The following is a 12,206-nucleotide window of genomic DNA, read 5'->3' as shown; positions in this document are numbered from 1 at the left end:
TCAGCCTGGCAGAAGGCCTCCACTTCGTTAACCCGGCTGGTGCATAATCGCGCCATGACGATCGACGACCGCCAGAACGCCAGCGAAGAGGATCTCGCCGTCGAGCACGCCGCCGAGCGGCTCGCCGAGCGCTATCCGCAGGTGCCTCGCGAGCGCATCGACGAGCTGGTCGAGAAGCACCACGAGGAGTTCGACGGCGCGCCGGTCCGCGACTTCGTCCCCGTGCTGATCGAGCACGACGTCAAGCAGGAACTGAACGCGGAAAAGCGCGCCGACTGATCGGCGCGCTCTTCCTGGCTCACCCGGTCAGGCCGGGATCAGCGTGTACTTCGTGCTGAGGTACTCGTGGATGCCCTCCAGGCCCCCTTCGCGCCCGAGACCGGACTGCTTGACGCCGCCGAACGGCGCGGCCGCGTTCGAGACCAGGCCCGTGTTGAGGCCCATCATGCCGGTGTCGACGCGGTCGATCATCCGCTGACCGCGGGCCAGGTCCTGCGTGAAGACGTAGCCGACCAGCCCGTACTCGGTGGAGTTCGCGGCCGCGACGGCCTCGTCCTCCGTCGAGAACGTGGTGACCGCGAGGATCGGTCCGAAGATCTCCTCGCGGAGGATCTCGCTGCCGGGCTGCACATCCACGATCACGGTCGGCTCGAAGAAGTACCCGTCGCCCTCCGGTGCCGTGCCGCCGGTGAGCACGCGCGCGCCGCGGCCGACCGCATCCTCGACCAGGGCCGACATGGATGCGACGGCGCGGTCGTCGATGAGCGGGCCGATGGTGACGCCCTCCTCGGTTCCGCGGCCGATCCGCAGGGCCTGCACCCGCTCGGTGACCCGGCGGGCGAACTCATCCGCGACCGACTCGTGCACGATGAACCGGTTGGCCGCGGTGCAGGCCTGGCCGATGTTCCGGAACTTCGCCAGCATCGCGCCATCGACCGCTTTCTCCAGGTCGGCGTCGCCGAACACGACGAACGGGGCGTTTCCGCCCAGCTCCATCGACGTGCGGAGCACGTTCTGGCCGGCCTGGGCGAGCAGCGAGCGGCCGACCGGGGTCGAGCCGGTGAACGACAGCTTGCGGAGCCGCGGGTCGGCGATGATCGGCTCGGACACCGTGCGCGCCGTGCTCGTCGGGATGACGTTGACGACCCCGGCGGGCACCCCGGCGTCGGCGAGCAGCTGCGCGAAGAACAGCGTGGTCAGCGGGGTCAGCTCGGCCGGCTTCACGACGACCGTGCAGCCCGCGGCGAGCGCCGGCGCGATCTTCCGGGTGGCCATCGCCAGCGGGAAGTTCCACGGGGTGATCAGGTAGCACGGTCCGACCGGTCGCTGCGAGACGACCATCGTGCCGGTCCCCTCGGGGTTCTGGCCGAAGCGGCCGGAGATGCGCACCGCCTCCTCCGAGAACCAGCGCAGGAACTCGCCGCCGTAGGTGACCTCGCCGTTCGCCTCCGCGAGCGGCTTTCCCATCTCGAGCGTCATGAGCAGGGCGAAGTCGTCGCGGCGCTCCTGCAGCAGGTCGAACGCCCGGCGCAGGATCTCGGCGCGGACCCGCGGCGCGGTGGCGGCCCACGCGTCGGCGGCGGCGACCGCCGCATCCAGCGCACGGATACCGTCCGCCGGGTCGGCGTTGGCGATGCGCTTGATCACGCGACCGGTCGCCGGGTCCTGCACCTCGATCGGGTCGCGGGTCCCCTGCTCCCATCGTCCGCCGATGAAGAGGCCGTCGGGCACGCGGGCGAGCAGCTCCGCCTCGAGCGCCCTCGGCTCGGTGACGGTGTCGACGATGGTCATGCGCCCGCCACCGCCTCGGCCACGACATCCAGGCCCTCGATGAGGAGGTGGTCCGGGATGCTCAGCGGCGGGAGGAAGCGGATCACATTGCCGTAGGTGCCGCAGGTGAGCAGCACGACGCCCGCAGCATGCGCCGCCGCGGCGACCTTCGCCGTGAGCGCGGCGTCCGGCGCGCCGGTGGCCGGATCGACGAGCTCGATCGCGACCATCGCACCACGTCCGCGGACCTCGGCGACGCGGGCGTCGGCATCGCGCAGGGCGCCGAGCTTCTCGAACAGGATGTCGCCGATCTGCCGGGCACGCGCGGCCAGGTCCTCCCGCTCGTAGGTCTCGATCGCGGCGAGCGCCGCGACGCAGGCGAGCGGGTTGCCGCCGTAGGTGCCGCCCAGGCCGCCGACCTGCGGCGCGTCCATGATCTCCGCGCGGCCGGTGACGGCCGACAGCGGCAGACCGCCGGCGATGCCCTTGGCCGTGACGATGAGGTCGGGGACGATGCCGAACTGCTCGGAGGCGAACATGGTTCCGGTGCGGGCGAAGCCGGTCTGCACCTCGTCGGCGATGAAGACCACGCCGTTCGCGTTCGCCCACTGCTGCAGGGCGGGGAGGAATCCGTCGGCCGGGACGATGAAGCCGCCCTCGCCCTGGATCGGCTCGATGATGAGCGCAGCGAGGTTGGAGGCGCCGACCTGCTTCTCGATCATGCTGATCGCCCGGGACGCCGCCTCGGCGCCGGAGAGCCCGCCGTCGCGCAGCGGGTAGCTGAGCGGTGCGCGGTAGATCTCCGGTGCGAACGGGCCGAAGCCGTTCTTGTACGGCTGGTTCTTGGCGGTGAGGCCCATCGTGAGGTTCGTGCGGCCGTGGTAGGCGTGGTCGAACGCGACGACGGCCTGCTTGCCCGTGTAGTGGCGGGCGATCTTGACGGCGTTCTCGACGGCCTCGGCGCCCGAGTTGAACAGCGCGCTCCGCTTGGCGAAGTCGCCGGGGGTGAGCCGGTTCAGAGCCTCCGCGACCTCGACGTACGAGTCGTAGGGCGCCACGGTGAAGCAGGTGTGGGTGAAGGCGGCGACCTGCGCGCTGACGGCCTCGACGACGCGCGGGGCCGCATTGCCCACGCCGGTCACGGCGATGCCCGAGCCGAAGTCGATGAGGGAGTTGCCATCCACATCCACCAGCACGCCGCCTCCCGCTGCGACCGTGTAGACGGGGATGGTGGTGCCGACGCCGGCGGCGACGGCCTGGGCCTTGCGCTCGGCGCGCTTGCGCGACTCGGGGCCGGGGATCGGGGTGACGAGCCGGCGCTCCTGCGGGAGCGAGGGTCCGCCGACGGGGGTGTCGATGGCGGTGTCGAGGATGGTCATGTCTCGAATGTAGGAAGTCGGCGCGAACAGAGACCTGGACGCGACGTACAATCACAGCGCCGGGGATCGACACCCTGGCAGATGGAGCCCCATGCCAGCGACCCTCACCCAGCTGCTCGCGCGCGGCGAGCTGGGACTGCGCCTGCTCACCCCGGCCGGAGTCGGCGACGTGGATGCGCCCCTCGCCTGGGCGCACAGCTCCGACCTGCCCGACCCGACGCCCTTCCTGTCGCGCGGCCAGGTGCTGCTGGTGACCGAGCCGCCGGAGGACGCCGAGCCGTACGTCCGCCGGCTGGCCGAGCACGGCATCGCGGCGCTCGGCTTCGGGACGGAGGTCGTCCGCGACGGAGCGCCGGCAGAGCTGGTCGAGGCCTGCACCCGGCACGGGCTCCCGCTGTTCGAGGTCCCGTACCGCACGCCGTTCATCGCGGTCGCGCGCTTCGTGGCGGATCGCGTGGCGGCGGACGCGTACGCACGCAGCACCTGGGCGCTCCGCGCTTCGCGCGCGATCTCGCTCGCGGCGCTGCGCCCGGACGCCCTCGGGGCCGTCCTCTCCGAGCTGTCGCGGCAGATCGAGCGTCCGGTCGCCCTCGTCGGCGGGGACGGCGCGGTGGCGCGCAGCTATCCGTCCGGCGCCCTCGACGCCCGGGCCCGGCGGGCGCTGGCGGAGGCCGCCGACCCGCTGCTGCGGAGCGGCCGTCGTGCGGCGGGAACGGTCGGAACGGACGCCGGGCCGTTCGCCCTGCAGACCCTCGGCGCCGCAGGGCGCCTGCGCGGCGTGCTGGCGGTCGGGTCGGACTCGCTGGACGCTGCGGCCCAGCAGGTGATCACCGGCGTCGTCGCCCTCGCCGGGCTGGCGCTCGAGCAGTCGCGTGCGGCCGATGCGGCGCGCGAGCGCCTCCGGACGGCGGTGTGGCGGGCTCTGGTCGCCGGCGACCTCGCCGTCGCCGCCTCCGTCGCAGAACCGGTGCTGGGACCGCTGCCCGCGGCGCCTCTCCGCGTCGCCGTCCTGAGCGGCCCGGCGATCGCGGCGGCGTTCGACTGGCTCGACACCAACGCATCCGGCTTCTTCGCACGGGAGGGCTCCGATCTCGTCGTGCTCGGGGACGACGAGGCGGCCGCGGCCATCGCGACGCGGTTCGACCTGCGCGGCGGCCTATCGGCACAGGCCGAGCTCGATGCGCTCCCCGCGGCCGTGGAGCAGGCGAGCGCTGCGCGCGGGCGAGCGACGGCGGACGAACCCCTCCCGTCGTTCGAGGAGGTGGCGGGCGCCGGGATGCTGGCCCTGCTGCACACGCCGGACGCCCGTGCCGTCGCCCGGAGCGCGCTCCGGCCGCTGACCGCGGCCGACCCGGCCCTGCCGGGCGTACTGCGCACCTGGCTCGACTCGGACGGCGTGTACGACGTCGCCGCCCGGAAGCTCGGCATCCACCGCCACACGCTGCGTGCGCGCGTCGCGGAGGCCGAGCGCCTGCTGGGCCGCGACCTCACCTCCTTCGCCGCCCGCGCCGACCTCTACGCCGCCCTCCGCGCCTCCACCTGACCCCGCTCCCGCGAGCCCCCACCGTCGAGTCCGCAAACTTTGCACGTTTCCGGGCTCCCGAACGTGCAAAGTTTGCGGACTCGACGGTGGGCGGACGGGTTGGAGAGAATGGGCGGATGAGCACACCCATCTCCGGAACCCACTTCGGCCTCACGGCGGGCGACTACCACGCGACCATCGCGTCGGTCGGCGCCACCCTGCGGACGCTCCAGTTCGACGGACGCGACCTGGTCGTCCCGTTCGAGGCCGACGAGGTGCGACCCGCCTTCCGCGGCGCCACCCTCGCACCGTGGCCGAACCGGGTCGTCGACGGTCGATACACGTTCGACGGCGTCGAGGAGCAGCTGGCGCTCACCGAGCCCACCCGCGGCCACGCCCTGCACGGGCTGGCGGCGTGGCTCGACTTCGTCGCGGTCGATCGAGCCGCGGACAGCGTGACATTCGCCGCGACCATCGAGGCGCAGGCCGGCTACCCGCACCGGGTGGAGGTGACGGTGGCGTTCTCGCTCGACGAAGAGGGCCTGCACACGACGGTGACCGGCACGAACACCGGCCCGACGCGCGCACCGTGGGGCACCGGCCCGCATCCCTACCTCGTCGCGGGCGACGGACGGGTGGACGACTGGACGCTGTCCCTCCCCGCCGACCTCGTCCTCACAGTCACCGAGGACCGCCTGGTCCCGACCGGCCTCGCCGACGTCGCCACCGAGCAGGACGGCGACTGGGACTTCCGCACGCCGCGGACCATCGGCGACACCTTCATCGACCACGCCTTCACCGGCCTCACCCGCTCGGCGGACGGCGCTGCCGTCGTCCGCGTCACGGCCCCGGAGGGCACCGGCGTCGAGCTCGCCTGGGGCGAGGACTGCCCCTGGGTGCAGATCCACACCGCCGACCAGCCCGTGCCCGAGCTGAACCGGCTCGGCCTCGCCGTCGAGCCCATGACCTGCCCGCCGGATGCCTACAACTCCGGCACCGACCTCATCGTGCTGGAGCCGGGAGCCTCGGCCGCGGCCTCCTGGACCATCCGCGCCGTCTAGCCGCACCGCGCCGGACGACGCGGAACACGACGGGAAAGAGGTGCGCGCGGCCTTCCACGACCGGCCGCGCGCACTGCGATGCTAGGGCGCGCCATCCACCCGCTGCGCTGTACGCGATGTCGAGCAGCTCACGCGACCGTCGACACCCCGTCGGATGCGCTCACACTGACAGCAACGCGAAGGCGAGCGGGTCGTCCTCCGTCAGCGATCCGTCCGCCGCGCGAAGTCGACCAGGCGCTGCTGCGCCTCCGCGTACGAGGTGGCGGTCGGCGGTTCGCGGCCGTCGCGCACGGCCGTCGCGACATCCACCGCCGCGTCGATCGCGACCCGGTACGGCAGGGACCCGGTGCTCACGCGGCGCACCCCCAGCTCGCCGAGGCGATCGAGGCTCAGGCCCGGGACGACGAGCACGTTGAGCGGAAGCGGGATGGCCGCGGCCAGCTGCTCGATCGTCGCCGCGTCCGCGGCTCCCGGCACGAAGATGCCGTCGGCCCCGGCGTCGGCGTACCTCGCTGCGCGCTCGGCGACGGCCGGCACGGTCGCCTCCTCGTGGAACCAGTAGGAGTCGACGCGAGCGTTCACGAACACGTCGGGGGCGCTCCGCCTGATCGCCGCGATCTTCGCCGCGGGGATGGCCGGGTCGACGAGACGACCGCCGGCGGAGTCTTCGAGGTTCACTCCGGCGACGCCCAGGCTCGCGACCAGGGCGGCGACCTCGCCGGGGTCGTCGCTGAAGCCGTCCTCGATGTCGGCGGAGATGTACACCGGGAGGGCGGTGATGCGCTCGACGAGGGCGACGGTCGCCTCCCGGCTCGCGCCTTCCGCGTCCGGTCGGCCGGATGCGGCGTTGACGCCGAAGCTGGTCGTCCCGACCGCGGGGAATCCCGCCGCGGCGAAGGCGATCGCAGACCCCACATCCCAGGCGTTGGGCAGCAGGAGCGGCCGGTCGCCGTGATGCAGCTCGTGGAACGTCATCCCTGCTCCCCTCGCGGGCTCCTACCCTTCTCGGGCGAGGATAGCCCGGCGGGGGCCGTGGAGGCGATCCCCTCCTCCCGCGGCGACACGGAGGGAGGAGATAGCGGCTCGGCATGCGCGAACCGCCGAGAAACGGAGGCGATCGGGGAACGTACGACGCGCAGACCCTCCGTTCCCGGCGCGTCGGACGGACGGGAACGGAGGGGCTGCGCGAGCCGGAAGGCTACTGCCCGACCGACCGCCGCTTGTTGTAGACGTCGAAGGCGACCGCGGCGAGCAGCACCAGGCCCTTGATGAGCAGCTGGTAGTCGCTGTCGATGCCGAGGATGGACATGCCGTTGTTCAGCACGCCGATGATCAGACCACCGATGATGGCGCCGGTGACCGTTCCGATCCCGCCGGTGACCGCCGCGCCTCCGATGAAGACGGCGGAGATCGCATCCAGCTCGAACCCGTTGCCCGCGCTGGGGCTCGCCAGGTTCAGGCCGGCCGTGAACACGAGACCCGCCACCGCGGACAGCACGCCCATGTTGACGAACAGCAGGAAGGTGACCCGCTTGGTCTTGACGCCCGAGAGGGCGGCCGCGGCCAGGTTGCCGCCGATCGCGTAGATGTGGCGGCCGAACACGGAGCGGTTCATGATCGCCGAGTAGCCGACGACCAGCACGGCCAGGATGATCAGGACGATCGGGGTGCCGTTGTAGCTGGCGAGCAGGACGGTCATGACGAGCACCAGCGCCACCAGGAAGACCAGCTTCACCACGAACCACCACAGCGGCTCGTCCTCGAGGTCGTACTTGCGGCGCACAGCGCGCTGGCGGAGGGACGACACGAGGATCGCGATGCTGGCGAGCAGACCGAGGATCATCGTCAGCGGCTCGTAGCCGGTGGTCCCGAACGCGGGAAGGAAGCCGGAGCCGATCGCCCGGAACTCCTTCGGGAAGAACGAGATCTGCTGGTTGCCGAGCGCGATCTGCGCCGCGCCGCGGAACGCGAGCATGCCGGCCAGGGTGACGATGAAGGCCGGGATGCCGAAGTACGCGATCCAGAACCCCTGCCAGGCTCCCACCAGGGCGCCCAGCACCAGGCAGAACACGATGGCGAGCGGCCACGGCAGATGCCAGTTCGAGATGAACACACCCGCCATCGCCCCGATGAACGCCACGACGCTTCCCACCGACAGGTCGATGTGGCCGGCGATGATGACCATCACCATGCCGATCGCCAGGATGAGGATGTAGCTGTTCTGCACGATCAGGTTCGACACGTTGATCGGCGCGAGGGTGATGCCGCCCGTCGCGATCTGGAAGAAGACGACGATGGCGATCAGGGTGATGAACAGCCCGATCTGACGCAGCTGCCCGGTCAGATAGGTGAGGGCTTTGGTGAGCGATTTCATGCGGTGTTCTTCTCGCGTTCCTGGGTCATGAATTGCATGAGGTATTCGGCGGTGGCCTTCTCGCGCGGGACGTCGGCGGTGATGCGGCCCTCGCTCAGGGTGTAGATGCGGTCGCAGATGCCGAGGAGCTCCGGCAGCTCCGAGGAGATGACGATGATGCCCTTCCCCTGGTCGGCGAGGCGGTCGATGATCGTGTAGATCTCGTACTTCGCCCCGACGTCGATGCCGCGGGTCGGCTCGTCGAGGATGAGCACATCCGGGTCGGAGTACATCCACTTCGACAGCACGACCTTCTGCTGGTTGCCGCCGGAGAGCTTCCCGGTGAGCGTCAGCACGTTGGGCGTCTTGATGTTCATCGTCCGGCGGTACTCCTCCGCGACCAGCGACTCCCGCTGGTCGTTGACGAACTTGAACCAGTTGACGAGCTTGTCGAGCGCCGCGATCGAGATGTTGCGCTGGATGTTGTCGATCAGGTTGAGCCCGAAGTGCTTGCGGTCCTCCGTCGAGTAGGCGATGCCGTTCGCGATCGCCTTCGACACCGTGCTGACCGAGATCTGCTGGCCGCGCTTGTACACGCGTCCGCTGATCCCGACGCCGTAGCTGCGGCCGAAGATGCTCATCGCGAGCTCGGTGCGGCCCGCGCCCATGAGGCCGGCGATGCCGACGATCTCGCCCGCACGGACGCTGAAGCTGACGTTGTCCACGACGACGCGGTTGCGGTCGAGCGGGTGGTGCACGGTCCAGTCCTCGACGCGGAGCAGCTCCTCGCCGATGTGGGGGACGTGGTCGGGGAAGCGGCTGGCCACATCCCGGCCCACCATCCCCTTGATGATGCGCTCCTCGCTGGTGCCCTCCGTGCCCATCTCGAGCGTCTCGATCGTGCGTCCGTCGCGGATGATGGTCACCCGGTCGGCGATCGCCTTGATCTCGTTGAGCTTGTGGCTGATGATGATCGCCGTGATCCCGTGCGACTGGAGCTGGCGGATCAGGTCGAGGAGGTGCGCGGAGTCCTCGTCGTTCAGTGCCGCCGTCGGCTCGTCGAGGATGAGGATCTTCACCTCCTTGGACAGCGCCTTGGCGATCTCGACCAGCTGCTGCTTTCCGACGCCGATGTCCTTGATCTTGGTGATCGGGTTGTCGTGGAGACCCACCCGGGCGAGCAGCTTCGCCGCCTCCAGGTTGGTCTCGTTCCAGTCGATGAACCCGTGCTTCTGCCGCTCGTTGCCGAGGTAGATGTTCTCGGCGATCGAGAGGTAGGGCGACAGCGCCAGCTCCTGGTGGATGATGACGATGCCGGCCGCTTCGGAGTCGTTGATCGAGCGGAACTCGACCGGTTCGCCGTTCATGACGATCTCGCCCTCGAAGGTCCCGTGCGGGTACACCCCCGAGAGGACCTTCATGAGCGTCGACTTGCCTGCGCCGTTCTCGCCGCAGATCGCGTGGACGGATCCCTCCTCGACGCTGATCGAGACATCCTGCAGCGCCTTGACGCCGGGGAAGGACTTCGAGATGCCGCGCATCTCGAGAATCGTGTTGGCCATGGTCTCCCTTGCTTGGCGAATGAGGCCCGGGCCGGCGGCGTGTCCACCGACCGGCCCGGACCGTCAGGCCGGACCTACTGAAGGTCGGACTCCTTGTAGTAGCCGCTGTCGACCAGGATCTCCTTGTAGTTGTCCTTGGTGACGACGACCGGCTGGAACAGGTAGCTCGGGACGACCTTGACCTTGTTGTCGTAGCTCTTGGTGTCGTTCACCTCGGGCTTCTTGCCGGAGAGCAGGTCGTTGGCCATCTTCGCGGCCTCGTTGGCCAGCTTCCTGGTGTCCTTGTAGATGGTCGAGTACTGCGTCCCCGCGATGATCTGCTTCACGCTGGCGACCTCGGCGTCCTGGCCGGTGATGATCGGGAGCTTCTTGCCGCCCGACCCGTAGCCCGCACCCTCGAGCGCGCTGAGGATGCCGTCCGAGAGGCCGTCGTACGGCGAGAGCACGCCCTGCACCTCGGTGCCGGTCGAGTACGACTTGGCGACGAGGTCCTGCATGCGGGCCTTGGCGGTCGCCGGGTCCCAGCGCAGGATGGCGACCTGGTTGAAGTTGGTCTGGCCGCTCTTGACGACCAGCGTGCCGTCCGCGATGTACGGCTTCAGCGTGTCCATCGCGCCGTTGAAGAAGAACGTCGCGTTGTTGTCGTCGGGGCTCCCGGCGAACAGCTCGATATTGAACGGACCCTTCTGGCCGGTCGGCTTGCCGTCGGCGTCGAGGACGCCGAGGCCGGTGAGGAGCGAGTTGGCCTGGTAGACGCCGACCTTGTAGTTGTCGAACGACACGTAGTAGTCGACGTTCTTGTCGCCGGTGAGCAGGCGGTCGTACGAGATGACCTTGATGCCCGCCTTGGCGGCGGCGTCCAGCTGGTCGGTGAGCGAGCCACCGTCGATGGAGGCGATGATGAGCACCTTCGCGCCCTTGGTGATCATCGTGTTGACCTGCTGCACCTGGGTGGGGATGTCGTTGTTGGCGTACTCGAGATCGACCTTGTAGCCGTTCTTCTCGAGATCCGACTTGACCGCATTGCCGTCTGCGATCCAGCGCTCTGACACCTTCGTCGGCATCGCGACGCCGACCAGCGCGCCCTTGTTGTCGGTGGTCGACCCTGTTCCGCCGCCACGGCCCCCGGTGCACGCGGCGAGCGCGACGGCGATGCCGAGCGCGGCCGCAGCGAGTGCGACTTTCCTGATCTTCACTGTGATTCCTTTCGAGCGATGGGGCGACCCGTACGCCCACTGCGCACGGGCTCGCCGAGCTCGGAACTGTCACGCGCCACCGTCGCAGCGTGCGACGGGGATCGGTCGCTGCTGTGCGATCCGAATGCTGCTGTCATGTGCGACTCCCTCGTCGTATGCTGGTCCGTACGCGATATATGTGACCGGTCCCAGAACGGGTTAGACGTTATGACCTGAGCCGGGCGTCAGTCAAGTGCTCCGCGGAAAAATATGATGAAAGACGTTCACCGAGCGTGGCAGCGCTGCCGCTCTCGCCGACGAGACAGGATGCATGGACAAGCACCCACCCGACGAGGAGCGCGCGCTCTCCATCCGGGACATCGCCCGGCTGGCCGGCGTGTCGCGCCAGACCGTGTCCCGGGTGCTCAACGGCGAGCGCTACATCAAGGCGTCCACCGAGGCGCAGGTGCGGAAGGTCATCGAGGAGCACTCCTGGCGGCCGAACAGCGCTGCCCGCGCCCTGGCCACCTCCCGCTCCAAGACCATCGGCCTGCTGGTCTCCGCGCGGTCGCACTACGGACCGTTCAGCGCGGCGGCGGCGATCGACGAGGCGGCGCGGGCACGCGGGTACGCCATCCTCTCGGCCACCCTGGCCCGGGAGGACGACGCCGCCATCTCGGAGGCGCTCGACGCCTTCTCGGCGCAGGGGGTGGACGGCGTGGTCGTGATCGCGCCGCAGCAGCGGGCCCACGAGGCCCTGCAGCGCGTGGCGGTGCGCGTGCCGTTCGTGAGCATGCACTGGAAGGACGACGGCGACGGACGCGTCGCGGCCTTCGACCAGGAGGCCGGGGCCCGGCTGGCGACGCGGCATCTGATCGAGCTCGGCCACACCCGCATCCGGCATCTGGCCGGCCCGCAGGACTGGAACGAGGCCGAGGACCGCATGAACGGCTTCCTCGCCGAGCTCTCCGACCACGACCTTCCCGCGACCGCGCCGGTGCTCGGCGACTGGACCTCCGACCTGGGCTACGAGGTCGGACTGAAGCTGCTCGACCATCCCGACTTCACCGCGGTGTTCGCCTCCAACGACCAGATGGCGCTCGGACTCATGCACGCCGCGGCCGAGCTCGGCATTTCCATCCCGGGCGATCTGAGCATCGTCGGTTTCGACGACATCCCGGAGGCCAAGCACTTCGCACCGCCGCTGACGACGATCCGCCAGGACTTCGCCTGGCTGGGCGCGCACGCGATCGACGTGCTGGTGACGCAGATCGAGGGAGGGGACGCGACGGCGATCGCCGCGGAGTACCCGATCCCGCAGCTGGTGGTCCGGCAGAGCACGGCTCCGCCGCGCGTGCCCGGCTGAGCCGAATCGGCGTACCGT

Annotated in this window: 10 protein-coding genes; 4 read left to right on the top strand and 6 right to left on the bottom strand. The window is 70.1% G+C overall.

Features of this window, described 5'->3' with window-relative positions; translation table 11 throughout:
* The first annotated feature begins 54 nt into the window (after positions 1-54).
* Positions 55-279 carry a three-helix bundle dimerization domain-containing protein gene (locus BJ963_RS17430; RefSeq protein ID WP_089914198.1) on the top strand — a complete coding sequence of 75 codons (225 nt, stop codon included), beginning with the start codon at positions 55-57 and terminating at the stop codon, positions 277-279.
* Positions 280-306: 27 nt separating this feature from the next.
* Here BJ963_RS17430 and BJ963_RS17425 read toward each other — a convergent pair whose 3' ends face one another.
* Both BJ963_RS17425 and gabT read right to left on the bottom strand, forming a co-directional pair.
* Positions 307-1,791 carry an NAD-dependent succinate-semialdehyde dehydrogenase gene (locus BJ963_RS17425; RefSeq protein ID WP_179457720.1) on the bottom strand — a complete coding sequence of 495 codons (1,485 nt, stop codon included), beginning with the start codon at positions 1,789-1,791 and terminating at the stop codon, positions 307-309.
* Positions 1,788-3,149: a 4-aminobutyrate--2-oxoglutarate transaminase gene (gene gabT, locus BJ963_RS17420; protein ID WP_179457719.1), complete on the bottom strand. Its 1,362-nt coding sequence runs from the start codon at positions 3,147-3,149 to the stop codon at positions 1,788-1,790. Before gabT ends, BJ963_RS17425 begins: the two co-directional genes overlap by 4 nt.
* Positions 3,150-3,240: 91 nt before the next feature.
* Here gabT and BJ963_RS17415 point away from each other — a divergent pair, with 91 nt between their 5' ends.
* Together BJ963_RS17415 and BJ963_RS17410 are read left to right on the top strand one after the other, a co-directional pair.
* Entirely contained in the window at positions 3,241-4,692 is a 1,452-nt protein-coding gene (locus BJ963_RS17415; protein ID WP_179457718.1) for a PucR family transcriptional regulator, read from the top strand.
* A gap of 116 nt (positions 4,693-4,808) precedes the next feature.
* Entirely contained in the window at positions 4,809-5,732 is a 924-nt protein-coding gene (locus tag BJ963_RS17410) for an aldose 1-epimerase family protein (protein ID WP_179457717.1), read from the top strand.
* Positions 5,733-5,933: 201 nt separating this feature from the next.
* On the opposite strand, the gene BJ963_RS17405 is transcribed toward BJ963_RS17410, so the two are convergent.
* The 4 genes from BJ963_RS17405 to chvE form a co-directional block, all read right to left on the bottom strand.
* A complete protein-coding gene (locus BJ963_RS17405; protein WP_179457716.1) occupies positions 5,934-6,707 on the bottom strand; it encodes an isocitrate lyase/PEP mutase family protein in 774 nt (257 codons plus the stop codon).
* 223 nt (positions 6,708-6,930) lie between these two features.
* The gene (gene mmsB / locus BJ963_RS17400) at positions 6,931-8,106 is read right to left on the bottom strand and encodes a multiple monosaccharide ABC transporter permease (RefSeq protein ID WP_089914211.1); all 1,176 of its coding nucleotides are present in this window, start codon (positions 8,104-8,106) and stop codon (positions 6,931-6,933) included.
* Positions 8,103-9,647, bottom strand: coding sequence for a multiple monosaccharide ABC transporter ATP-binding protein (gene mmsA / locus BJ963_RS17395; protein ID WP_089914213.1), 1,545 nt, complete (start codon positions 9,645-9,647; stop codon positions 8,103-8,105). Before mmsA ends, mmsB begins: the two co-directional genes overlap by 4 nt.
* Before the next feature lie 74 nt (positions 9,648-9,721).
* Entirely contained in the window at positions 9,722-10,843 is a 1,122-nt protein-coding gene (gene chvE / locus BJ963_RS17390) for a multiple monosaccharide ABC transporter substrate-binding protein (protein ID WP_089914215.1), read from the bottom strand.
* Positions 10,844-11,153: 310 nt separating this feature from the next.
* Here chvE and BJ963_RS17385 point away from each other — a divergent pair, with 310 nt between their 5' ends.
* Entirely contained in the window at positions 11,154-12,188 is a 1,035-nt protein-coding gene (locus BJ963_RS17385) for a LacI family DNA-binding transcriptional regulator (RefSeq protein ID WP_179457715.1), read from the top strand.
* Positions 12,189-12,206 lie beyond the last annotated feature (18 nt).

The sequence above is a fragment of the Leifsonia soli genome, assembly GCF_013408745.1.
Taxonomy (GTDB): Bacteria; Actinomycetota; Actinomycetes; order Actinomycetales; family Microbacteriaceae; genus Leifsonia; species Leifsonia soli.
Note: the sequence above shows the minus strand (reverse complement) of the source record. Positions and strands in the feature narration are given on the sequence as shown.